Raw genomic sequence first — 24,133 nt, forward strand, 5'->3', positions numbered from 1 at the left:
GTTGCACCATGCTGTTTCCTTCACGCAACCCGCGGGCCGGGCCCGATGTCGGGGCGTTCCATGCGGCGGCGATGCGGCCTTTCCAAGGCTCGCCGGACGGGAATCGCGCGAGGACAGGCGTCCTCGCGCGATTCGACCGGTTCAAGACCCGAAGGAGGCCTTGGCGCGCTGCCACCAGCCCGAACGCTTGGGGCGATCGGGGTCGTGGGCCTCGGGATCGGCCGCGGCCGGCGTCTGCTCGGGAGCCTGGGCCGGGGTCGCCTCGGCCAGGGCGGGCGCGTCGCCCACCGGCGCGTCGCTCACCGGCTCGTCACGTGTCGGCGAGGCCGGCTCGGCGGCGCGAGCCTCCGGTGCCGGCACGTCGGCGGCCGGCAGCACCTCGTCCGGGGCCGGTTCGGCCACGCTCTCGGTCGCGGCTTCCGCAGCCGCCGCGCTCCCGGCGCGGGGTCGGGCGGCGGCGCGGCGGCGGCGCGGCCGGGCGGGTGCTTCGGCCTCGGGCGCCGCCTCGGCCACGGCCGCCTCTTCGCCCTCCTGCGCGATGCGGGCCGCGGTGCGGCGCGAGCGCCGACGCTTGGGCGCCTCCTCGGCCACGGTCTCGGCCGGCTCGCTCTCCACCGGCTCGACGCCGGCCTCGGCGGCGACGGGCTGCACCGCGATCGGAACGGACGCCGTCACGGGCACGAGCGCATCCGCGCCGTCGTCCGGCAACGCGGTCCCCGACTCCGCCGTCTCGGCGGCGAAGCCGAGGTCGCGGGTCGCGGGATCGGAGGCATCGGCGACGGGGTCCAGGCTCCCGGCCGCGAAGCCGGGCGCGTCGAACTCCGGCGCGGTGGCGGGGGCGGCGTCGTCCTCGCCCTCGCCGCCCTCCGGAGCCGCGTCGCCGTCGTCCGACGGCTGCGACGCCTCGGAAGCCGTCTCGCCGCCACCGTCCCGGTCGCGGCCGCGCCGCCGGCGGCGACGCTTGCGGCGGCGGCCGTCTCCCTCGCCCTCGCCGCCCTCCGGAGCGCCGGCATCGAGCGCCTCCGTCTCGACCTCGGCCTCGCTCTCGCCGTCCCTGGCGGCCTCGGCCTCGTAGGCGTCGTCGCCGGCCTCGCTGCCGGGCTCGAAGATGGGCGCGATGGAATCGACGCGCACCAGGTCCTGGCGCGGCGCGGGCGCCAGGGGGGCCTGGGCCAGCTCGCCGCGTTCGATCGCGTGGTAGACCATGCCGGTCAGGCTCGGGTCGGCCGCCACCGTGATGCCGACGCCGAACCGCTGCTCCAGCTCGACGAGCTTGGCCCGCTTCTGGTTCAGCATGTAGAGGGCGACCTCGGCGCGGCTGCGCACGACGAGGTCATAGGTCGCGTCCTTGAGCAGCGCGTCCTCGACGAGGCGCAGCACGTGCAGGGCGATGGAGGCGGTGGACCGCACCGTGCCGGCGCCGGCGCAATGCGGGCACACCACGGTGGAGCCTTCGAGCACGCCCGTGCGGATGCGCTGGCGCGACATCTCGAGCAGCCCGAAATGCGAGATGCGGCCGATCTGGATGCGGGCGCGGTCGTTCTTCAGCGCCTCCTTGATGCGGCGCTCGACGGCGCGGTTGTTGCGCCCCTCCTCCATGTCGATGAAGTCGACGACGATGAGGCCGGCGAGGTCGCGCAGGCGGAGCTGGCGGGCCACTTCGTCGGCGGCTTCGAGGTTGGTGCGGAGCGCCGTGTCCTCGATGTTGTGCTCGCGGGTGGAGCGGCCCGAGTTGACGTCGATCGCCACCAGCGCTTCGGTCTGGTTGATGACGAGATAGCCGCCCGACTTCAACGTGACATGCGGCGAGAACATCGCATCGAGCTGCGCCTCGACGCCGGACTTGGCGAAGATGGGCTGCGGGTCCCGGTAGAGCTGCACGCTCTTGACGTTGCCGGGCATCAGCATGCGCATGAAGTCGCGCGCCTCGGTGAAGCCCTCCTCGCCCGACACCACGATCTCCTCGACCTCCTTGGAATAAAGGTCGCGGATCGAGCGCTTGATGAGCGAGCCTTCCTCGTAGACGAGGCTCGGCGCCGAGGACTTCAGCGTCAGCTCGCGCACGCTTTCCCACATGCGCAGCAGGTATTCGAAGTCGCGCCGCACCTCGACGGGCGAGCGGGACGCGCCGGCGGTGCGCAGAATGACGCCCATGCCCTCGGGCACGTCGAGTTCCTGGGCGATGGCCTTGAGGCGCTTGCGATCCTCGCCGTCGGTGATCTTGCGCGAGATGCCGCCGCCCTTGGCGGTGTTGGGCATCAGCACCGAATAGCGGCCGGCCAGCGACAGGTAGGTGGTGAGGGCCGCGCCCTTGTTGCCGCGCTCCTCCTTGACGACCTGGATGAGCAGGATCTGGCGGCGCTTGATGACTTCCTGGATCTTGTAGTGGCGGCGCAGCCGCACCGGACGGGGCGCGACGTCGGACAGGGCGTCGCCGCCGATCTGCTCGACATGCTCTTCCTCGTGGTCGGCGCCGTGATGCTCGTCGTCCTGATGCTCGCGCGTGTCGCGTGCCTCGACGGCCTCGCCCTGCACGATCTCGCCGGCGAGCGGCTCGTCGTCGGCGGTCGCCGGGCTGGACAGCGCCGGGGCGGCGAGGCTGTCACCGGAGGCATCGGCCTCGAAGGCCGCGATGGTTCCGGTCTCGTCGCCCCAGCTTTCGGCGACCGAAGCGTCCCGGTCCGTAGCCGACGGCTCCGACGTCGTCTCGACAACGGCCGAAACCTGCGCGTCCGCGTCGGCCTGCAGGCTCCCGTGATGGGCGTCCTCGGTGGAAGCGGTGGGTTCGGTCGCGCCAGCGTCGCCGTCCTCGGCGGCGCTCGCCGACACCGCGTCCGAGTCGAGCGCGGCGGCGACGTGCTGAGCGGCGACGGGCTCGCCGGCATCGTCCCCGCCCGCCGCTTCGGCCCGCGGCGCGTCGGCGTCGAGGTCGCGGTGCTCGGCCATGTCGACGTCCGAGGCTTCGACCTCAGACGGCCGGAGTTCGGAGGCCCGATCCTCGGTCGCGAGGACCCCGGCGTCGCGGCTGTCGGGCGCGTCGGCGGCCGGGTCGAACGACGTGGGCTCCGTGGTGTCGTGGTGCCCCCCCGTCGCCGCGTCGTCGCTCGCCGTCACGGCGACGGCATCGGCGTCGAAGGCGACCTCGGAGATGCTGTCGTCGCCGGCGTCCCGCCGCTCCAAGGCGGAGGCGGGCGCCCCGTCGCGGCGGTGCCGCCGGCTGCGGCGCTGGCCGCGTTCGTTGCGGTCGCCGCCACGGCCGTTGCGCTCGCCGCGGCCTTCGCCCCGCGCGCTCTGCTCGCCGCCCTCGCCCTGGCTCCTGTTCTCGCCGTTGCCGCGCCCCTCGCCCCGCCGGCCGTTGCGCCGGTTGTCGCCCTGGCTGCGTCCGTCTCCGCCACTGCGGCTTTCGCCGCCGCCGCGGTTCTCGCCCTGGCCGCGGCCTTCGCCCTGGCCGCGGCCGTCGCGGCCCTCGTCGTCCTCGTCGCGGTGCGCCCGGGCTTCCTCTTCCAGCAGCGCCTGCCGGTCGGCGAAGGGGATCTGGTAATAGTCGGGGTGGATTTCCGAGAAGGCGAGGAAGCCGTGCCGGTTGCCGCCGTATTCGACGAAGGCGGCCTGCAGCGAGGGTTCGACCCGCGTCACCTTGGCCAGGTAGATGTTGCCGCGGAGCTGCTTCTTGCTGGCCGATTCGAAATCGAACTCCTCGACGCGGTTACCCTTGAGCACCACGACCCGGGTCTCTTCCGGGTGTGCGGCATCGATGAGCATCTTGCTGTTGGACATGTCGGACTCTGTTCGTCAGGGGGCGCACGCTGAGCCTCGACGGGTCGGTCGCCGACGTGGCGCCGGCGGGATGTCGAGGGGCATGGGGCGAGCGGCGCCGTGTGGGATGGAGGCAGGCGCGGACCTCGACGGAACGTGCCGGCGCCGGTGGGCGGCGGCGTCGAAGGGCGGACTGCCGGACTTGCGCCGGCTGCGACGGTGGCAGCCGGAAGGGGAATGGGGCCGCCGTCGCGGGGCGGCCGAGGGTCCGATGCGCCGTGACGTCGTGGCGACACGCCGTGCCGCCGAGGCGCCCTGGAGCGCTCGGGAGGACGGAACGGGCAGCGTGACGACCCCGATGCGGGCGGACCATGGCGCGGTGACTCTCTCGGCACGGCCGTGCGGTGGGGCCATGCTGCCAAGGGGTCCGACGCGAGCCCGCAGGTTCGGAATGCCGCCGATCGATCCCGTGCCGATAATCGCGTGGAAGCGAATGCCAAGCTGAAAAGGCGAGGCCATCGGCGTTCGGGCCGGTCCTGGAACGGCGAGCCGCCGCGAGGCGTGCCCGAGTCGGGACCCTGACAGTCGAGACATAGCGGCAAATGCGACGCTTTGGCAAGTTCCCGGCCGATCGAGGCTTTCGGGCCACAGCGGCCCCCGATCGGCGCCGGGCGCGCAACGGACCGTTAACCAACGCGCCCCTAGCGGGTAACCTGGAAACGGCGGTCCGGTCCGGGCCACGGCGGTCCGGCGCGGAGGCGGGGGGCGGATGATGCGCAGGGGTGGCGGGTTGCGGATGTGCTGCGCGGTCCTGGTCGCGGCTGCGCTCTGCGGCAGCGGCGAAGCGGCGGCGTCGAGCCGCCATCCGAGCTGGCACCAGCCCGTGGCGGCCGCGCCGGTGGCGACGGCGCCGGGCGGCATCCCGGTCGCCGTCGGGGCGCGGGTCGAGGCATCCGGCGGGACCACGCGCCTCGTCGTCGACCTCGGCGCCGGCGTGGCCATCGTCCCGGTCCTCACCGAAGCGCCGGACCGGCTCATCATCGACATGCCCGAGGTCAACTTCCAGGTGGATCCCGTCGCCGGGCACCTGCCCGCCGGCGGCACGGGGTTGATCCGGGCGTTCCGCTTCGGCCTCTTCGCGCCCGGCCGGTCCCGCATCGTGGCCGACCTCGCCGGCCCGGCCGCCATCCGCCGCGCCGAAGTGGCCAGCATCGCGGGCGGCGCGGCGTCCCGGTTCACCGTCGAACTCGCGCCGACCGACCGCGCCGCCTTCCGGGCGGCGGTCCGCCCGCCGCAGCCCGCACCCCCGCGGCCCGACGATCGCGCGGCATCGACAGCGCGGGACGCCCGCCCCGTCATCGTCCTCGACCCCGGCCACGGCGGGCTGGACCCGGGCGCCACGGGCCTCGGCGGAGTTCTGGAGAAGGACGTGGTGTTGCGCTTCGCCGCGGCCCTGGCCGCCCGGCTCGAGGCCGGCGGGCGCTACCGGGTCGTGTCGACCCGCACGGGGGACAGCTTCGTGTCGCTCGGCGACCGCGTCCGCGTCGCGCGGGACGCCGACGCGGCGCTGTTCATCTCGGTCCATGCCGACTCGCTGTCGGACGGGTCCGTGGCGGGCGCCACCGTCTACACGGCGTCCGACCGGGCGAGCGACGGCGAGGCGGCCCGCGTCGCCGCGACGGAGAACGAGGCCGATGCCGCTGCCGGCGTCGACGAGGCGCCGAAGGCTGCGGACGTGTCCGACATCCTGTTCGACCTGACACGGCGCGAAACCCGGACCTACGCGCACCAGTTCCAGCGCACCCTGACGGGCTATTGGGCCAAGGTGGCGCGGCTGAACCGCAACCCCGAACGTGCCGCCGGCTTCAAGGTCCTGCAGGCGCCGGACGTGCCGTCGGTGCTGCTCGAACTCGGCTACCTGTCGAGCGGTCAGGACGCGCGGGCGATGGACTCGCCCGAATGGCGCGCCAGGACCGTGGACGGCGTCGCCGGCGCGGTCGACGCGTTCTTCGCCGACCGGGGCGGGCCGGCGGGCGCATCGCCCGCCTCGGCCCAAACCCACGCCCCGACCATGGCTCCGACCCAGGCCCCAACCCCGGCCCCGTCACCCGCCCCGGGTCCGGCCGCCATGCGCTGAGGCGGGGTGGCCGTCGGCGATTGTGGCCCGCACGACACAGGTGTGAAAGAACCCTGAAGCCTCGGCCCGCTGGCCCCAGGCAAGGGGCGCCGGTCGCATTGGCACCACAAAACAGCCGCAGCATCCCGGCATCGGATCGGGTATCCAACGGCCGTGGCGACAGCCGACCTCCGGCCGCCGCAACCATTCCAGAGCTCTGCTCGCGAGGCGTTTCCCGATGCGGCATGTCGCCAGGTTCTTCGGTTTCCTGTTCGCCACCGGCGCGCTGATCTTCGTCGTCTTCGCCTGCGTGGCCGCCGGCACGGTGTGGAAGTTCGAGAAGGACCTGCCGGACTACACCCAGTTGAAGAACTACGAGCCGCCGGTGATGACCCGCGTGCAGGCCGGCGACGGCAGCCTCCTCGCCGAATATTCGCGCGAGCGGCGGCTCTACCTGCCCTCGACCGCCATCCCGCCGCTGGTCAAGGAAGCCTTCATCTCGGCCGAGGACAAGAACTTCTACAGCCACAACGGCCTCGACCCCGAGGGCATCCTGCGCGCCCTGAGCGTGCTGGTGGCGGGCAACAAGCGGGCGCAGGGCGCCTCCACCATCACCCAGCAGGTCGCCAAGAACTTCCTGCTCACCAACGAGCGCAGCTTCACCCGCAAGATCCGAGAAGCGCTGCTGGCGCTCCGCATCGAGCAGGCCTACCCCAAGGAGAAGATCCTCGAGCTCTACCTGAACGAGATCTATCTCGGGCTCGGCAACTACGGCGTGGCGGCGTCGGCGCTCAACTACTTCAACAAGTCCGTCAACGAGCTGACGGTGGCGGAGGTGGCCTATCTGGCGGCCCTGCCCAAGGGCCCCAACAACTACCAGCCCTTCCTCAAGCACGACGCCGCCGTGATCCGGCGCAACTGGGTGATCGACCGCATGGTCGAGAACGGCTACGTGCCGCGCCCCGAGGGCGAGAAGGCCAAGCAGGAGCCGCTCGGCGTCAACCCGCGCGTGCTGGCGCCCAACATCTACGCGGCCGGCTACTTTGCCGAGGAGGTGCGGCGCGAACTCGGCGAGCGCTACGGCGAGAAGAAGCTCTATGAGGGCGGCCTGTCGGTCCGCACCACGCTCGACCCCAAGATGCAGGTCATGGCCCGCAAGGCGCTGGTCGACGGGCTGGTGCGCTACGACGAGACCCACGGCTTCCGCGGCGCCGTCCGCCACATCGACCTCACGGGCGACTGGGGCCCGTCGCTGGCCGCCATCCCGGCCTTCGGCGACGTGCAGCCCTGGCGCCTCGCCGTGCTGCTCGACGGCAGCGACTCCACCGTGCGGATCGGCCTGCAGCCGGGTCGCGACAAGGCCGGCGAGGTCGTGCCGGACCGCGACACCGGCCTGCTGACCCTCGACGGCATCAAATGGACGGGCAAGCGCTCGATCCGCTCGATCCTGGCGCCCGGCGACGTGGTCTATGTGGCGCCGGTCGACGGCAAGCCGGGCCAATGGCGCCTGCAGCAGGTGCCGGAGATCTCGGGCGCAATCGTGGCGATGGATCCCTACACGGGCCGCGTCTTCGCCATGGTGGGAGGCTTCTCCTTCGACCAGTCCGAGTTCAACCGCGCCACCCAGGCGCTCCGCCAGCCCGGCTCGTCCTTCAAGCCCTTCGTCTACGCGACGGCGCTCGACAACGGCTACACGCCCTCCTCGTCGGTGCTCGACGCCCCGATCGAGATCGACCAGGGCCCGGGCCTCGGCATGTGGCGGCCGCAGAACGACGACGACAACGGTTCGGGTCCGCACACGCTGCGCTACGGGATCGAGCATTCCCGCAACCTCATGACGGTGCGGCTCGCCAAGGACATCGGCATGCCGCTGATCGTCGAATATGCCAAGCGCTTCGGCATCTACGACGAACTGCCGCCCGTGCTGTCCATGTCGCTCGGAGCCGGCGAGACCACGGTGCTGCGCATGGTCACCGCCTATTCCATGCTGGCCAACGGCGGCAAGCGCATCAAGCCGACCCTCGTCGACCGCATCCAGGACCGCTGGGGCAACACGATCTACCGGCACGACGAACGGGTCTGCGACGGCTGCGACGCCGCGACCTGGAGCGACCAGGCCGAGCCGACGCTGATCGACAAGCGCGAGCAGGTCATCGACCCGATGACCGCCTACCAGATCACCTCCATCCTGCAGGGCGTCATCACCCGCGGCACCGGCAGCGGCATCAAGGTGCTGAACCGCACCTATCTGGCGGGCAAAACCGGCACGACCAACGACGCCAAGGACGTCTGGTTCGTGGGCTATTCGGCCGATCTCGCCGTGGGCCTCTACCTCGGCTACGACCAGCCGCGCTCGCTTGGCGCCACTGCCTACGCGGCCGAATATGCCGCCCCGGTGTTCCGCGACTTCATGGGCGCGGCCCTTAAGGACAAGCCCGACGTGCCGTTCCGCGCCCCGCTCAACATCAAGCTCATCACGGTCGACTACCACTCGGGCATGCGGTCCAACGCGAAGGACGCCATCATCGAGGCCTTCAAGCCCGGAACGGCGCCGCCCGACTCCTACGCCGTGATCGACGGCAGCGCCGGCAAGGCGTCGCGGTCGGAAGCGGCCTCCGCCCCCGCCGATCCCGACCGCGCCGTGGGCTCCGGGACCGGCGGCCTCTACTGAGCGGGCGGCGGCGGCCCGACCCAAGCCAGAGCAGCGCCGGCTTTCTCGGGTCCGCCCTGGCGGTTCCGAGCCGCCGGGACTGCTCTCGCTTCCGGGCCGGAGCGGAGCCGCCGGAGGCGGATTCGGCCTAACCCGCGTGCCCGCCCCCCTCGCCGAGCGCGCGGCGAAGGCGGCCCTCGTCGAAGTCGAACTCCTCCTCGAGCGACTGCAGCAGCTCGCCGTCGATCGTGCCGGCACGGTCCAGCACGGCGCGCCGTGCCGCATGGGCGGCGGAGAGTTCGAGCTGCAGCCGAGCCTCGCGCCGCTTGGCGGCGAGGCCGTGGCCGGCGATCATGGCGTCGGCATTGTCCCGCATGCGGCGGTACTGGCGCAGCATGTCGGCGTCGGGCAGGCCGAGGACGCGGCCGTTGAACAGGCGGTTCTCGATCGTGTCCAGGGCCGCGACGGCGGCCTCGCGGCGGATCACGGCTTCCGGGCTGGCGCCCTCCTCGGCCGGTGCCTCAACGACGCCCAGCCGCCGGATGAGCCAGCCCAGCGTCGTGCCCTGCAGCACCAGCGTCACCAGGATGGCGCAGAAGGCCAGGAACACGATGAGGTCGCGGCCGGGGAACTCGACCGGCAACGCCAAGGCCGCCGCGAGGCTCACGACGCCGCGCATGCCGGCCCAGGAGATCACGGCGAGATGGGTGGACCGCAGCGTGGCGCGGCGGAAGCCGAGGAGGCGCGGCAGGCCCGACGTGCCGAAGACCCAGACGAACCGGCTGGCGATGAGGGCCGCCGAGGTCGCCAGCGCCAGTTCGGCGAGGTTGGCGGCGCTATAGGCGCCGAGCCGCCCCGCCACGTCCCGGAGCTGCAGGCCGATGAGGATGAAGACGAGGCTCGTCAGCACGAACTCGATGAAGTCCCACACCGCCGTGGAGGCGACGCGCGTCCGGGCCGACATGGCCTCGTGCTGGCGCACGCCGATGACGAGGCCGCAGGCCACCGCCGCCAGCACGCCCGAAAGCCCGAAGGCTTCGGCGCCGAAATAGCAGGCGAAGCCCGCCAGCACGCCGGCCGCGATCTCGAGCAGCGTGTCCTCGAGCGCGATGGTGGCGGCGATGGCGAGGCGCCCCACCACGTAGCCGATCGCCGTCCCGCCGATGGCCGACAGCACGAAGGACGAGGCCGCGTCGCCGAGCGCCACCTGGCCGGCGGCCGTCGCCGCGATGGCGGCCCGGTAGAGGATCAGCGACGACGCGTCGTTGAGGAGGCTCTCGCCTTCCAGGATGGTGACGAGGCGGCGGGGGATCCGCGTGGTCTTGAGCACCGCGCTGGCCGCGACGGCATCGGGGGGCGCCACGATGGCGCCGAGCGCCACACAGGCCGCCCAGGGCAGCTCGGGGGCGAGCGCCTTGGTGACGGCCGCGACCGCCGCCGCCGTGAACACCACGGCGCCGAGCGCCAGCAGCAGGATCGGGCGCAAGGCCGAACGGAAGGCCGCCCAGTCGGTGCGGTAGGCGCTGACCTGCAGCAGCGGGGGCAGAAAAAATGCGAGCGCGATATGGGGATCGAGTTCGACCCGCGGTACGTTGGGCACGAAAGCCAGCGCCATGCCCCCCAGCACCAGCGCGACGGCCGACGGCATGCGGGCGTGCCTGGCCGCATAGGCCAGCGCCACGCTGGCCGCCAGCAGACCGATGAGCACCTCGACGAATTCCATGCCGTATTCCCCGTCTGCACTTCAGCGGCTTCAACGCGAAGCCGGCCCTCGATGAAGGCTTCCATGTCAATTATTTCCGCGCCGTGGCGCCGGGGCCGCGCCGCGTGACCGGCCAGCAGACCGCCATCCTGGTCATCTGTGCCGTCGCCATGGGGCTCTTCGCCTGGGGCCGCTGGCGGTTCGACGTCGTCGGCCTGCTCGCTCTTGCCGCCGCCGTGCTGTCCGGCGCCGTGCCGGCGGAGGGCGCCTTCGCTGGCTTCGCCGACCCCGCCGTCGCCGCCATCGCGGCCGTGCTGGTGCTCAGCGCCGCCATCCGCGATTCGGGCCTGTTCTCCGCGCCGCTGCGCGTCCTGTCCGCCCTGCCACGCGTGACCGGGCTCGAGGTCGGCGTCGTGGGGGCCGTCGCGGCCGCGCTGTCGGCGCTGATGAACAACCACGACGCGTATGCGGCGCTGTTGCCGGCGGCCCGCACCTCCGTGCGCCGCAGCCGCCGCTCGCCGGCGCCGCTCGTGGCGGCCCTGGGCGCCGCCTCGCTGCTCGGCGGCCTCATCACCATCGTGGGCACGCCGCCGAACCTCCTCGTCTCGAGCCTGCGCCGCCAGGCGACCGGGACGGGTTTCGGGGTCTTCGACTTCGCCCCCGTCGGCGCCGTGCTGGCCGTGGCCGGCGTGCTGTTCCTGGCTTTCGGCTGGCGCCTGCTGCCGCGCGAACAGCGGCGCGAGCGCGACGCCGAATCGGTGCTCACCGGGGAAAGCTACACCAGCGAGGTGGCGATCCCGACGGGCTCGCCCCTCGTCGGCCAGACCGTGTCGGCCCTGCTGACGCGGGCCGACCGCGACATCGCGGTGGCGGCCATCATCCGCGAGGACTACCGCCGCTTCACGCCCCGCGCCGGTGCCGAGATCGCGGCCGGCGACGTGCTGGTGCTGAACTGCGAACCCGAAGCGCTGCAGCGGCTCATCGAACAGGCCGGCTCCTTCATCGTCGGCGGGCGCGGCACGGCGGGGCTCGATCCCGAGCGGATCGGCGTCGTCGAGGCCGTGGTGTCGCCGGGCTCGGAGCTGGTCGGCGCCTCGCCCGGCGAGATCGGGCTCGACGAACGCTACCGCGTGAGCCTCCTCGCCATCGGTCGCCGCGGCGGCCACCTCGCGGCGCGGCTCCGCCGCACCAAGCTGCGGGCCGGCGACGTGCTGGTGCTGCAGGGCGAACTCGACACGATGGGGCCGACCCTGGGGGCGCTCGGCTGCCTCACGCTGGCGGAACGCCGCCTACGGCTCGGCCGCCGCCGGCGCGTCGCCCTGCCGGCCCTGTTCATGGCCTGCGCCCTCGGCCTCGCCGGCTATGGCCTGTTGCCGATCTCGGTGGCGCTTCTCTGCGCCGTGACGCTGCTGATGGTGCTGCGCATCGCCACCATGACGGAAGTCTACGGCAGCGTCGCCTGGCCGGTCGTGGTGCTGTTCGGCGCGCTGCTGCCGGTCAGCGCCGCGCTGCGCCGCTCCGGTGCGGCGGACCTGCTGGCCGGGCAGATCGCCGGCCTCGTCGGCGGGCTGCCGGCACCCTGGACGGTGGGGGCCACGCTGGTGCTGGCGCTGGCGGCGACGCCCGTCATCAACGGTGCCGCGACCGTGCTGCTGCTGGGGCCGGTCGCCGCCAGCGTCGCCGCCCGGCTCGGCCTGTCGATCGACCCCTACCTCATGGCCGTCGCGGTCGGTGCCTCCTGCGACTTCTTCACGCCGGTCGGCTCGCGCGGCAACATCCTGTCGCTGGGCACGGACCGCAACGCCGCCCGCGGCCCCTGGCGGCTGGCCCTCGGCCTGACGCTGCTGGTGGCGCTGGTCGGCACGCCCGCCATCCTGTCGTTCTGGCCCGTCCGATGAGCCTGCTGTCGCGGTTCCTCACCCTCGCGGCGGAGCGGCTGGGCCTGCGCCGTCCGGCCGCCGTGTCGGAGCCGGTGCCGGGCGCCGAGGCCGGCCTCGGCGAAGCGCCCCTCGACGTGCTGGCGGTGAAGCTCGCCTTCAGCCACCTGCGCAACCGCCAGCAGCTGATGGGGCCGCCCCCCACCACGCTGGGCCACCTCGACCAGAACCAGGCCGAGCTGCTGATCCGCGCCGCCATCACGGCCGCCATGGCGGACGGCCACCTCGACGAGAACGAGGAGCGGATGCTGCGCGCCTCGCTGTCCTCCCTTGAACTCCAGGTCGGCGAGCCGGGCTTCATCACGGCGGCGATCCGCAGGCCGCTGCCGCTCGACGTCCTGCTGCGCGACGTGCGCGACCCGCATCTGGCGTCCCTGGTCTACGCCGCGTCGCTGATGGCGATCGATAAGCACGGCGAGATCAACCGCGCCTACCTCCACTACCTGGCCCTGCGCCTCCGCCTGCCGCCCCCGGCGCTGGAGCGGCTGCACAGCCAATACGGCTACGCCGCCGACACCTGACGGTGCCGGCGCCGCCGCCGGGCCGGTCGCGCGCCGCGGCGGTCCTCGACCGGCGGCCGTCAGGTCCCGGAGAGTTCGGCCACGGCCCGCTGCACCACGCCGCTGTCGAGCAGCATGCGGCGCGACAGGTCCGACAGGGTGACGAGGCCGATGGTGCGACCGTTGAGGTCGAGGACCGGCAAGCGCCGCAGGTTGCGGGCGCCCATGAGGTTCAGCGCCGTGGCGATAGAATCCTCCTGCCGGCACGAGAAGATCGTGGTGGTCATGACCTCGCCCACCGTCACGGCCTTGTTGCTGAGTCCCTTGGCCACCACCCGGAACAGGATGTCCCGGTCGGTGATGATGCCTTGGAGGTCGTCGGCCGTGCCCACCGGCAGGGCCCCGACGCCGAGGTCGCCCATGGCGACGGCAGCTTCCGCGATCGTCGTCGAGGCTTCGACGAATTCGACATCGCGCGTCATCACGTCGGCGACCTGCACGGTTGTGAGCTCCTGTGTGGCGGTAATCCCGGCGGCCCGCGCCGGGCTCAGGCCGGGCGCGGCCCGAACCCGACCAAATGCCGCCGCGCCGCGCCGGTTCCCGTCGCGGTCCTATCACGGATCGCGCGGAGCGCCGCCTCCGCCGCCGCGAGGTCTTCGGGCTGGTTGACGTTGAGGAAGGGGTCGTGCGGCTCGCAGGGCCAGCGCGCCTCCGCCGGGCCGAGGCGGTCGAGGAACACGCCCACGCGCCGCAGCCCTTCGCCCTCCAATGCGGCGCGCAGGGCCTCCCGGGCCGAGACGGGCCACAGGGCCGTGACGCTGTGGCGGCGGTCTCCCGACAGCGCCACCGCGGCATCGGCGCCGGCGGCCGCCCTGGCCTCCGACAGCCGGGCCACGAGGTCGTCCGGCAGCAGGGGCGCGTCGACCGGCACCGTGACGGCGTGGGTCGCGGCGGGGTCGCGCGCCGCCACCCAGTCGAGGCCGGCCAGCAACCCCGCCAAAGGTCCCGCATGGGCCCCGGCGCCGTCCGTCACCAGCGCGACGCCGGGCGGCAGGCCGTCGAGCCCGCCCGCGTGGCGGCTGACGGCGAGGGCGGCGACCTGGGGGACGAGGCGGGCGACGGTCCGGTCGACGAGGCGCAGGCCGTCGAGCCGGACCAGCGCCTTGTCCCGCCCCATGCGGCGCGACTCGCCGCCCGCCAGCACGATGCCGTGGATGCGGCCCGTCACCGCTCGGCCGAAAGACCGTCGAACATCGGCAGCGTCAGCGCCGGCAGCGAGCCGCCGTGCCCGACGAGGACCAGCGGGCCCGCCCAGGAGCCGCGCATGTCGAAGGGCATGGACTGGCCGTCCGGCAGGGGCAGGCCGCGCCGGTCCGTCTGGGCCGCGACGGCGTGCACGTCGATCCGCCCGTCCGGCAGGGTGGTCTCGGCGCCGAACGACATGGCGACGCCGGGCGCCGTCAGTTTGCCGTCGGGGATGCGGATCACGCCGTCCCGGATCGACAGGTCCCACTGCGCCTTGTCGAAGGTCGTCGGCGTCGCGCCGCGGTCCTCGTCGAGCGGCAGCCGGCGCCCGAGGCGCTTCAGCGCCCGAGCCAGCGACAGGCCGGCGAGCCTGCCGCCCTCGATCTCGACCTGGCCCGAGCCGAACAGCTGCCCCACCACGGCGTGCAGGCTTTCGCCGTGCCCGTCGAGGACGGCATGGCCCGACAGGGCGCCGCCGACGCGCTCCCGCCCGCTCAGCGCTTCCGAGACGCCGGCGAGGTCGAGCCGCTGGGCCGTGAGGTCCGCATGGGCATCGACGCCCTCGGGCGACAGGGTGGCGAGCACCCGCGCCTTGACGACGCCGCCATAGGCCTGGGCCTCGTCGAGCGTCAGTTCCAGCCGGTCGCCCCGGACCAGGGCCGCCACGGCGGCATCCGCCACCGTGACCCGGTCCACACGCGCCGCCGTGGCGGAGACCCGCATGTCGACGTCGGTGCCGAAGGGCGAAGCCGTCAGGGGGCGGCGGTAGAGGTCGTCGAAGGCGGCGCGGTCGATGCCCTCGCCGAACAGCCGGTCGACGTCGAGCAGGTCGGTGGCGAGCGTGCCGGCCACGAGGCTGCGACCGGCATCGCGGCGCCAGGCCAGCGTGCCTTCGAAGCGCGCCTGGTCGAGCTTCACGACGGCGTTGGACACCGAAACGTCGTGCGGCTTGGCGACGACGTCGCCGCCGATCTGCGCCCGCCGGGCGTCGACGGCCAGCGGGATGCCGCCGAGCGTCCGGAGCAGGCGCGGCAAGGATGTGGTGGTCAGCGCGGCATGGCCGGCGAACTGCGGCTGGGCGCCGCCCGACAGGATGCCGTCGGCGTTGAAGCCGACGAGCGGCGACTCCACCTGCAGCGTCACCGCCGACCCTTCGGCCGTCAGCCCCCGGGCGGGGTGCTGGAGCTCCCCGGCGAACCGCGCCGTCGTGCCCCGGGCCGTCGCCGTGCCCGACAGCACGAGGCCGTCGCCGTCTCCGGGCCAGGTGGCGGTCGCGTCGATGCCGGTGACCAGCATGTCTCCGCCGGCGGCGGCGGAGCGCGTCCTCAGGAGGCCGGAGCGCAGCCGCAGCTGCAGGGCGGGTCCGGGGGCGGGGGCAGGGGCGCCGGCACCCGGGGGCGGGCGGGGCAACCTGTCGAGGTCGACCGTCGCGGTCGGCTCCACCAGCGTCGCCGAGGTCATGCGCCACCGGCCCCGCAGCAGGCTCGGGATGTCGAGTTCGGCCTTGATGAGGGGGGCGTCGAGCGTGACGGCGCCGTTGTCCGCCGCGACCGTGAGTTGGGTCGCCTGGATGCGCGGCCGCGGCAGCAGCTTGATGGTGGCGGGGCCCGCCAGCGTCGCCCGCACGCCGGTGAACCCGGAATCCAGCGCTTCGGCCACCACCGCCCGCGGGATGCGCCAGGGCGTGGCGGCCGCCACGAGGCCCGCGGCGATCAGGAGGGCGGCCGTCGGCCAAACGAGTCTCGTCATCCGTCTCCGCCGCACCGAATCGTGCATCCCATCCGCGACGGCCCCGTGTTGACCATGCGACACGCGCCGAGCCAAGCCCGGTTAGGCGTCAAACGTGGCGCAAATGTCACGTGGCAACGGCTTGTCAACCGTAACCTCGGAGATGAGCCGCAGGAAAGCTTCGGGCCAGGCCGGCGCCATAAAAAGGTCGAACTGGAACGGCGATTTGCGGGTCGACAACGTCGAACTCCCCTTCGGTCGACAGCCGCGCCGGGGACGATGCGACGCAGGCCGGGTTGGGGTGCGGCGCCCCGTCGCCAGGCGGTCCCGAGGGTTTGGAGCCATGCTGTTGAGCAACTACGACCGACGCTTCCGCGCGCCGAAGGCGATGTCCGCCTCGCTGGCCGCCGTGCTGCTGTCCACCGCCGCCTTCGTGGCGATGAGCGGCGCGGCCCGCGCGGACGACGACACCGGGTCGTCGGCCCCGAGCGGCCAGGCCGAATGGGCGCAGCGCTACGATTCGGACGCGCGCCAGCAGGTGTCGCGCGAGACCACGCCGACGCTGTCGGCCGCGACCGTGACGGCCACCGAGGCGGCCGTGCAGAAGTACCAGGGCATCGTGGGGCAGGGCGGCTGGGGCACGGTCCCCAACGCCGGCAACCTCCATGTCGGCTCCAAGGGCCCGGCCGTGGTGGCGCTGCGCCGTCGCCTCGAAGTCACCGGCGACCTCGATCAGGCGGCCGGCATCTCGCCGGTCTTCGACGCCTATGTCGAGGCGGCGGTGAAGCGCTTCCAGGCGCGGCACGGCCTCGGCCAGACCGGAATCGTGTCGAGCCAGACCGTGGCGGCCCTCAACATCCCGGCCGACCTCCGCCTGAAGCAGCTCGAAACCAACCTCATCCGTCTGCGCTCCTTCGCCGGCAACCTCGGCGAGCGCTTCGTCATGGCCAACATCCCGGCCGCCTCGGTCGAGACGGTGGAGAACGGCGTGGTGTTCAGCCATCACGTCGCCGGCGTCGGCAAGATCGACCGCCAGTCGCCCGTCATGCAGACCAAGGCGATCGACATCAACTTCAACCCCTACTGGACGGTGCCGGCCTCGATCATCCGCAAGGACCTGATCCCCAAGATGCAGGCCGACGCCAACTACCTCACCGACAATCACATCCGCATCTTCAACAAGGACAACCAGGAGGTCGCGTCGAGCTCCATCAACTGGCACTCGATGGACGCCACCAACTATCGCTACCGCGAGGATCCGGGCATCAACAACTCGCTCGGCGTGGTGCGGATCAACATCAACAATCCCTACGGCGTCTACATGCACGACACGCCGACGAAGGGCGTGTTCGGCGACGACTTCCGCTTCGTGTCGTCGGGCTGCATCCGCGTGCAGAACGTCCGCGACTACGTGGCCTGGCTGCTCAAGGACAACCCGGGCTGGGACCGCGACAAGATCGATGCCGCCATCCGCTCGGGCGAGCGCATCGACGTGAAGCTCGCCAACCCCGTGCCGGTCTACTGGGTCTACGTCACGGCTTGGGCCACGCCGGACGGGCTCGTGCAGTTCCGCGACGACATCTACAACCGCGACGGTCTCGGCGCGCCGGGCACGCTGGCCTCGGCCGCCGACCCCAATGCGGACGAGAACGCCGCCGTGGAACCGGCGCTCCAGCAGGATTGATCCAGGCGCGGTCCCGGCAGGGGCCGCGGCATCGCGACCGGAAGGCGTCGGGGGCGGAGAGCCCCCGGCGCCTTTTTCGCGACCGGCCGTGACTAAGCCGTGACGACGCGCTATCACGGCGCCTGTGGGCCACGCGCGCCCCGGGCGGCGGCCGCTCCGGATCTCCAGCGTGGCGACTTCCAGCCCCGGCGCCGCCCGTCGATCGAGATCCCCATGACCGCAGTCCCGACCTTCACCGCCTCCCGGGCGAACCCGGCCCTGTCGAACAGCTTCTTCGGCGCCAGCCTGGCCTCGGCCGATCCCGAGATCGCCCGCGCCGTCGAGCTCGAACTCGGCCGGCAGAGGGACGAGATCGAGCTGATCGCCTCGGAGAACATCGTGTCGCGCGCCGTGCTGGAAGCGCAGGGCTCGGTGATGACCAACAAATATGCCGAGGGCTATCCGGGCAAGCGCTACTACGGCGGCTGCCAGTTCGTGGACATCGCCGAGGATCTCGCCATCCGGCGCGCCACCGAGCTGTTCGGCTGCGCCTACGCGAACGTGCAGCCCAACTCCGGCAGCCAGGCCAACCAGGCGGTGTTCCTGGCCCTCATGCAGCCGGGCGACACCTTCATGGGGCTCGACCTCGCGGCCGGCGGCCACCTCACCCACGGCGCGCCCGTCAACATGTCGGGCCGCTGGTTCAAGGTCGAGCCCTACGGCGTCGACCCCGACACGCACCTCATCGACATGGAAGCCTTGGCCCGCAAGGCGGAAGCCGTGCGCCCCAAGATCATCATCGCGGGCGGGTCGGCCTATTCCCGCCATTGGGACTACGCCCGCTTCCGGGAGATCGCGGATTCGGTCGGCGCCACCTTCATGGTCGACATGGCCCACTTTTCCGGCCTCGTGGCCGGGGGCGCCCATCCTTCGCCCTTCCCGCACGCCCATGTGGTGACGTCCACCACCCACAAGACGCTGCGCGGCCCGCGCGGCGGCATCATCCTCACCGACGACGAGGCGCTGGCCAAGAAGCTGAACTCGGCGATCTTCCCCGGCCTGCAGGGCGGCCCGCTGATGCACGTCATCGCCGCCAAGGCGGTGGCGTTCGGCGAAGCCCTGCAGCCCGGCTTCAAGCTCTACGCCCAGGCCGTGGTCGACAATGCCAAGGCCCTGTCGGACAGCCTGCAGCGCCACGGCTTCGACATCGTCTCGGGCGGCACCGACAACCACCTGATGCTGGTGGACCTGCGGCCGAAGCGCATCACCGGCAAGGCCGCCGAGGCGGCGCTCGGCCGCGCCCACATCACCTGCAACAAGAACGGGATCCCGTTCGACCCCGAGAAGCCCTTCGTGACCTCCGGCATCCGGGTCGGCACGCCGGCGGCGACGTCGCGTGGCTTCGGCACGGCGGAGTTCGAGACCGTCGGCAAGCTCATCGCCCGCACGCTCGACGGGCTCGCCGAAGCGGGCGAGGCCGGCAATGCCGAGGCCGAGGCGGCGGTGCGCGACGAGGTCAAGGCCATGGTGGCCCGCTTCCCGATCTATTGAGGGTTCGCGCATGGAGGCCCTCGTCCCCGACGACGACGAGGGATGTTTCGGCGTTCCCACGGGGCGTCCAGGCACAGGTTCTATGCATCTAGAGGTTCTGAGGGGCGCGCCATGTTCACCGGCCTGATCAGCGACGTCGGCGAGGTCGTGGCGAGCGAGGAGCGCGGCGCCGTGCGACGCCTGCGTGTCGCCTGCTCCTACCCGGTCGACAGCATCGCGCTCGGCGCCTCCATCGCCTGTTCCGGGCCATGCCTCACGGCCGTCGCCACCGGCCTTCGGGACGGCCGCACCTGGTTCGACATCGACGCCGGGGCCGAGACGCTGGAGCGCACGACGCTCGGGCGCTGGACCCCGGGCCAGCGCATCAACCTCGAACGCTCGCTGAAGCTCGGCGACGAACTCGGCGGCCACCTCGTGTCCGGCCACGTCGACGGGGTCGCCACGGTGCTGCGCGTGACCGCGATGGGCGAAACCACGCGGTTCGACATCGAGGCGCCCGAGCGCCTCGCCCGCTTCATCGCCGAGAAGGGCTCGGTCTCGCTCGACGGCACCTCGCTCACCGTCAATGCCGTGACGGGCCGGATCTTCTCGGTGCTGCTGATCCCGCACACGCTCGCCGTCACGACCTGGGGCGAGGTGCGGGACGGCGACGCGCTCAACATCGAGATCGACACGATGGCGCGCTACGCGGCGCGGCTCGCGGAGTTCCCGGCGGCGGCACCGGCCGATGCCGCGGCGGCGGAGGGCCTGGTCTCGTGAGCGACCGCCATCCCGTCCTGGCCCGCTACAACGCCTGGGCCAACCACAAGCTCTACCGGGCCGTCGAGGCACTGCCCGACGCGGAGTTCCGCGCCGATCGCGGGGTGTTCTTCAAGAGCCTGCGCGGGACGCTGAACCACCTCCTCGTCACGGACCGGGTCTGGATGGCGCGATTCACCGGGGCGAAGACGGGTCCGCTGCAGCTCGACACCATCCTGCACGACGATTTCGCATCCCTCCAGGCCGCCCGCGAGGCGGAGGACACGCGCATCATCGGCTACGTCGACGGGCTCGACGCCGCCGCGTCGGCCGGGACCTTCACGTATCAGCGCATGTCGTCCCTCGAAACCTATGTGGCGGAACTCAGGCCCGCGCTCGACCATCTCTTCAACCACCAGACCCACCACCGCGGGCAGGCCCACGCGGTCCTAACCGGGCTCGGCGTCGAAGCGCCCGTCCTCGACCTCGCGCGATTCTACGGCGAGGTCGGCCACGGCGGACTGATCCGCATCGCGTGAGCGACGCCCCGGCTTGCCGGGCGCGCCCGGCGCCTCTATTCACGGCGGCTCCCCGCCGACCCAGCCCGCGAGACCCCCGATGGCCGAACCCCAGCGCCGCACCGACGCCGAGCCGCATGTCGCCGCCCAGGACCACTTCCTGATCGTCGAAGGCCGGTTCTACGATGACGTCGGCGACCGGCTCCTCGCCGGCGCCAAGGCGGCGCTCGAGGCGGCCGGGGCCACCTACGACGTCGTCACCATGCCGGGCGCGCTCGAAGTGCCGCCGGCCATCGCCATGGCGGTCGAGACCGGGGGATCGGAGGGCCGCGGCTATGCGGGCGCGGTGGCGCTCGGCTGCATCATGCGGGGCGAGACCTACCATTTCGAGATCGTGTCGAACGAGAGCGCGCGCGGCCTCATGGCCCTGGGGCTGGAGCGGCGCTTCCCCATCGGCAACGGCATCCTGACGGTGGAGGACGAGGACCAGGCCCTGGTGCGGGCCGACCCGTCGCGCGGCGACAAGGGCGGGGAGGCGGCACGGGCCATGCTGGCGCTGTGGCGCCTGAAGCGTCGCGCCGGGGCCGGCCGATGAGCCGTCAGGAGAAGCGTGCCGCGGCGCGCCTCGCCGCCGTCCAGGCCCTCTACCAGATGGACGTCGCCAAGAAGGGCATCAACGAGATCCTGGCGGAGTTCGAGGCGCATTGGATCGGCCAGGAGGTCGAGGGCGACCAGTACAATCCGGCCGAGGTCGCCTTCTTCCGCAACATCCTCGAGGGGGTCCTCGCCGACCAGGGCGAGGTCGACGTGCTCGTCGACCGCGCGCTCCAGCAGGGCTGGCCGCTGCGCCGCGTCGAGGCCGTGCTGCGGGCCATCCTGCGGGCGGGTGCCTACGAACTCCTGGTGCGCAAGGACGTGCCGGCCCGGGTCGCCATCACGGAATATACCGACATCGCCGGGGCCTTCTTCGAAGGCGAGGAGGTCGGGCTGGTCAACGGCGTCCTCGACGCCCTGGCGCGGCGCCTGCGGCCCGACGAGTTGATGGGAACGGCGCGTTGACGCCGCGGCCGCGGCGGCGCCCGGCGGCCTGACCATCCCGGCATTCCGCCGCTTCCGACGTCGCGCTCCAAGGGAGAAACACCATGCAGGTTCGGACATTCGGCGATGCCGACGGCGTCGACGTCAAGGAGATCACGCTCCGCAACGCCGCCGGCGCGACCGCCTCCGTCATCACCTGGGGCGCCGTGCTGCGCGACCTCGTGGTGCCGGCCGCGACCGGACCGCAGCGGGTCGTGCTGGGCTTGAACTCCCTCGAGGACTATCGGGCCTATTCGCCGCATTTCGGCGCCATCCCGGGCCGCTTCGCCAACCGCATCGCGGGAGGGCACTTCACGCTCGACGGGCAAGACTACACGCTGCCCACCAACGAAAAGGGCAAGAACACCCTGCATGGCGGGCCGAAGGGCTTCGGCAAGCTGCCCTGGCACCTCGATCATGCCGAGGAGAGTGCGGTGCGGCTGATGCTGCACTCGCCCGACGGCGATTCCGGCTTCCCCGGGGCGGTGCGGGCGACCTGCACCTACCGGCTCCTCGACCCCGGCACGCTGGTGGTCGACCTCGAAGCCCAAACGGACGCGCCGACGCTCGTCAACCTGGCCCACCATTCCTACTTCAACCTCGACGGCGGCGCCGACGTGCTCGACCACGAGGTGATGCTCGCCTGCCCGTTCATGACGCCCGCCGACGCCGACGGCATCCCAACCGGCGAGATCCGGGCGGTGGCGGGAACGCCCTACGACTTCACCACCATGCGGCCGATCCGCAGCGCCGCCCACACCACCTACGACAACAATTTCGTGCTCGGGCCCATGCCCGATCCGCGCACCGGCCTGGCCCATGCCGCGACGGTGCGCTCGCCGGCGAACGGGCTCGAACTCCAGGTGCACACGGACCAGCCCGCGCTGCAGTTCTACGACGCGTCCAAGTTGAACTGTCCCGTCCCGGGGCTCGGCGGCGTACATTACGGGCCGCACGGGGGCTTCGCCATCGAGTGCCAGCTCTACCCCGACGCGCCGCACCGGAGGCACTTCCCCTCCGCCGTGCTGCGCCCGGGCCAGACCTACCGGCAGGTCACCGAGTACCGGTTCGCCTGAGGGTTTCGGGCCGGCGGAGCCGCTCATGAAGAAAGGGCCCCGCCGAGCGGGGCCCTTCAGGGACGAGAAAGGGCCCCGCCGAGCGGGGCCCCGTCTTGCCGACCGGTGCGATCCGGGCCGGGGTTCAGCGGCTGATGTCGCCTTCGAAGTCGGCGAGGGCGGCGCCGACCTCGAGGCCGAGCTCGTCCATCGATGTCTCTTCGCGGGCCAGCACCTCTTCGCCCTTGGCCTGGCGCTCGGCCTCCTCCGGCGAGCGGGCGACGTTGATCGTCACCTTGGACTCGACCTCCGGATGCAGCTCCACCGGCACCTCGTGCAGGCCGATGCCCTTGATGGGGCTCCGCAGCGCGATCTGGCTGCGGGCGACCGAGAAGCCGCCGGCCGTGATGGCCTCGGCGATGTCGCGGCTCGACACCGACCCGTAGAGCTGGCCGCTTTCGCCGGCCTGGCGGATCATCGTGAAGCTCTGGCCGTCGAGGCCTTCGGCGACCTTGGCGGCCTCGGCCTTGAGCTCGAGGTTGCGGGCCTCGAGCTGGACGCGCTGCGTCTCGAACTTCTTGGCATTGGCCTCGGTCGCCCGGAGGGCTTTGCCGCGCGGCAGCAGGAAGTTGCGGGCGAAGCCGTCCTTGACGCGCACGCGCTCGCCCATCTGGCCGAGCTTGGCGACGCGTTCCAGCAGAATGACGTCCATGTCAGGGTTTCCTTTTCGGGGGTTTGGTGAAGGCAATGCCCGCCCGCTGCCGGAGGCTGGGGACAAGGCAATCGATGCAGCCCAGGACGACCAGGGCGAGGAGGGGCCACGGGAACACGAAGGCCGTGACGAGGTAGACGGCGCAGAGGATCGCGCCCCGGGCGGACAGGCCGCGGGTGACGGCGTGGACCGTCGCCAGCCCCTCGAAGAGGAAGACCACTGCCAACGCGGCCGCCAGCACGGCGGCGCCGAGCCCGAAGGGCTCCGGCAGGAAGGTGGCGGCGACCAGTACGGCCAGTACCCCGGCGGCGGGCCCAGGCAGGCGGATGGCGTCCGGCAAGGTGGGCCAGGGGCGCGGCAGGCGGTCCGAGATCGCCACCGCCCGGCCGGCCAGCCACAGGTTGACCGACAGCATGACGACGCCCGAGGCCGCGATGAGCACGGGCGCGTAGCGGACGAAGTCGGCGGAGCGCAGTTCGCCCGACAGGGCATCGCGGGACAGGACGACCGACAGGCGCTCCGCCATGGCGGCGGCGGCCGCGTCGTAGCTGCCGTAGCGCCAGATCACGGCGAGGCCGGCGAGCAGCACGGGCGCGGTGGCGAGGGCGGCCAGCCGCAGCAGCAGCGGCGCGACCGGGTACCACTCGGCCGGCGCCGTCCCGCTCGCCGCCGGCGCCGCGGCCGCTCCGGAGGGACGGCCGAGCACCGCCAGGCGGGCGAGGTACCAGGCCGGCAGCGCGAGGGCGAGGGAGAACATCAGGCCGGCGACGGGGCCCAGGGCCAGGCCCACCGTGCCGCCGCCGATCAGCGCGGCCGCCACCCCGGCCGGATGGGGAAAACCGAGGCCGGCGATCATGATGGGGAGGGGCGCCAGATAGGCCAGCACCACGGCAACCGGCGAGGCGGTCGTGATCACGGCGAACAGCACCGCCGACGTGACACCCGCGCCGAGCGCGATGCCGAGAGTCTTCATCATCGTCGAGCTGTCCCGCCGTAGAGCTACGAGGGTTAGGGATGGGCGCGGCCCGTCCCAACCGATCCGGCTTCCCGCAGCGGGAGCGCCGGACGACGCCGGGGCCCGGGATGGACCCCTGCACAGTGCGGGCGGGAGTAGACCATGCCGGTCCGCACCCGCCGCGATCGTCGTCGGTTCCGCCCGTGCCGCCGTCAGGCGGCCGGCCGGAG

18 protein-coding genes are annotated in these 24,133 nt (G+C 72.5%); 11 read left to right on the plus strand and 7 right to left on the minus strand.

Annotated elements, in window-relative coordinates; genetic code table 11:
- Nucleotides 1–141: 141 nt before the first annotated feature.
- A complete protein-coding gene (locus tag D3272_RS05965; RefSeq protein ID WP_129218241.1) occupies nucleotides 142–3,777 on the minus strand; it encodes an Rne/Rng family ribonuclease in 3,636 nt (1,211 codons plus the stop codon).
- Nucleotides 3,778–4,525: 748 nt separating this feature from the next.
- Between D3272_RS05965 and D3272_RS05970 the strand changes: the two genes are divergently transcribed.
- Nucleotides 4,526–5,893, plus strand: coding sequence for an N-acetylmuramoyl-L-alanine amidase (locus D3272_RS05970; protein WP_245496414.1), 1,368 nt, complete (start codon nucleotides 4,526–4,528; stop codon nucleotides 5,891–5,893).
- A gap of 217 nt (nucleotides 5,894–6,110) precedes the next feature.
- Complete coding sequence (locus D3272_RS05975; RefSeq protein WP_129218242.1) at nucleotides 6,111–8,543, plus strand: penicillin-binding protein 1A; 2,433 nt, start codon at nucleotides 6,111–6,113, stop codon at nucleotides 8,541–8,543.
- Nucleotides 8,544–8,670: 127 nt separating this feature from the next.
- Here the strand turns inward: D3272_RS05975 and D3272_RS05980 are convergent, their stop codons facing one another.
- Nucleotides 8,671–10,245 carry a Na+/H+ antiporter gene (locus D3272_RS05980; protein WP_129218243.1) on the minus strand — a complete coding sequence of 525 codons (1,575 nt, stop codon included), beginning with the start codon at nucleotides 10,243–10,245 and terminating at the stop codon, nucleotides 8,671–8,673.
- 104 nt (nucleotides 10,246–10,349) lie between these two features.
- Here D3272_RS05980 and D3272_RS05985 point away from each other — a divergent pair, with 104 nt between their 5' ends.
- Entirely contained in the window at nucleotides 10,350–12,122 is a 1,773-nt protein-coding gene (locus D3272_RS05985; protein WP_129218244.1) for an SLC13 family permease, read from the plus strand.
- Nucleotides 12,119–12,682: a DUF533 domain-containing protein gene (locus D3272_RS05990; protein WP_129218245.1), complete on the plus strand. Its 564-nt coding sequence runs from the start codon at nucleotides 12,119–12,121 to the stop codon at nucleotides 12,680–12,682. Before D3272_RS05985 ends, D3272_RS05990 begins: the two co-directional genes overlap by 4 nt.
- A 59-nt stretch (nucleotides 12,683–12,741) precedes the next feature.
- Here the strand turns inward: D3272_RS05990 and D3272_RS05995 are convergent, their stop codons facing one another.
- From D3272_RS05995 to D3272_RS06005, 3 genes are read right to left on the minus strand one after another with little or no spacing between them, the layout of a single operon-like run.
- The gene (locus tag D3272_RS05995) at nucleotides 12,742–13,161 is read right to left on the minus strand and encodes a CBS domain-containing protein (RefSeq protein WP_207210133.1); all 420 of its coding nucleotides are present in this window, start codon (nucleotides 13,159–13,161) and stop codon (nucleotides 12,742–12,744) included.
- 47 nt (nucleotides 13,162–13,208) lie between these two features.
- Nucleotides 13,209–13,889, minus strand: coding sequence for a molybdenum cofactor guanylyltransferase MobA (gene mobA, locus D3272_RS06000; RefSeq protein WP_207210134.1), 681 nt, complete (start codon nucleotides 13,887–13,889; stop codon nucleotides 13,209–13,211).
- Nucleotides 13,886–15,655: an AsmA family protein gene (locus tag D3272_RS06005; protein WP_129218246.1), complete on the minus strand. Its 1,770-nt coding sequence runs from the start codon at nucleotides 15,653–15,655 to the stop codon at nucleotides 13,886–13,888. Before D3272_RS06005 ends, mobA begins: the two co-directional genes overlap by 4 nt.
- A 418-nt stretch (nucleotides 15,656–16,073) precedes the next feature.
- Between D3272_RS06005 and D3272_RS06010 the strand changes: the two genes are divergently transcribed.
- From D3272_RS06010 to D3272_RS06040, 7 genes are all read left to right on the plus strand, one after another.
- Entirely contained in the window at nucleotides 16,074–17,318 is a 1,245-nt protein-coding gene (locus D3272_RS06010) for a L,D-transpeptidase family protein (RefSeq protein WP_245496425.1), read from the plus strand.
- 213 nt (nucleotides 17,319–17,531) lie between these two features.
- Nucleotides 17,532–18,848 (plus strand): serine hydroxymethyltransferase, encoded by a 1,317-nt coding sequence (glyA, locus tag D3272_RS06015; RefSeq protein WP_165361245.1) that lies wholly within the window; start codon nucleotides 17,532–17,534, stop codon nucleotides 18,846–18,848.
- 111 nt (nucleotides 18,849–18,959) lie between these two features.
- Nucleotides 18,960–19,607, plus strand: a complete 648-nt coding sequence (locus D3272_RS06020; protein ID WP_129218247.1) for a riboflavin synthase — start codon at nucleotides 18,960–18,962, stop codon at nucleotides 19,605–19,607.
- Entirely contained in the window at nucleotides 19,604–20,125 is a 522-nt protein-coding gene (locus D3272_RS06025) for a DinB family protein (RefSeq protein ID WP_129218248.1), read from the plus strand. Before D3272_RS06020 ends, D3272_RS06025 begins: the two co-directional genes overlap by 4 nt.
- 79 nt (nucleotides 20,126–20,204) lie before the next feature.
- Nucleotides 20,205–20,699 carry a 6,7-dimethyl-8-ribityllumazine synthase gene (gene ribH, locus D3272_RS06030; protein WP_129218249.1) on the plus strand — a complete coding sequence of 165 codons (495 nt, stop codon included), beginning with the start codon at nucleotides 20,205–20,207 and terminating at the stop codon, nucleotides 20,697–20,699.
- Nucleotides 20,696–21,163 (plus strand): transcription antitermination factor NusB, encoded by a 468-nt coding sequence (gene nusB / locus D3272_RS06035; RefSeq protein WP_129218250.1) that lies wholly within the window; start codon nucleotides 20,696–20,698, stop codon nucleotides 21,161–21,163. Before ribH ends, nusB begins: the two co-directional genes overlap by 4 nt.
- Before the next feature lie 83 nt (nucleotides 21,164–21,246).
- A complete protein-coding gene (locus D3272_RS06040; protein ID WP_129218251.1) occupies nucleotides 21,247–22,257 on the plus strand; it encodes an aldose epimerase family protein in 1,011 nt (336 codons plus the stop codon).
- Between the two features lie 124 nt (nucleotides 22,258–22,381).
- Here D3272_RS06040 and rplI read toward each other — a convergent pair whose 3' ends face one another.
- Together rplI and D3272_RS06050 are read right to left on the minus strand one after the other, a co-directional pair.
- The gene (gene rplI / locus D3272_RS06045) at nucleotides 22,382–22,948 is read right to left on the minus strand and encodes a 50S ribosomal protein L9 (RefSeq protein ID WP_129218252.1); all 567 of its coding nucleotides are present in this window, start codon (nucleotides 22,946–22,948) and stop codon (nucleotides 22,382–22,384) included.
- Nucleotide 22,949: 1 nt separating this feature from the next.
- Complete coding sequence (locus D3272_RS06050; protein ID WP_129218253.1) at nucleotides 22,950–23,924, minus strand: YybS family protein; 975 nt, start codon at nucleotides 23,922–23,924, stop codon at nucleotides 22,950–22,952.
- Nucleotides 23,925–24,133 lie beyond the last annotated feature (209 nt).

It is taken from the genome of Lichenibacterium ramalinae (assembly GCF_004137085.1).
GTDB classification, from domain to species: domain Bacteria; phylum Pseudomonadota; class Alphaproteobacteria; order Rhizobiales; family Beijerinckiaceae; genus Lichenihabitans; species Lichenihabitans ramalinae.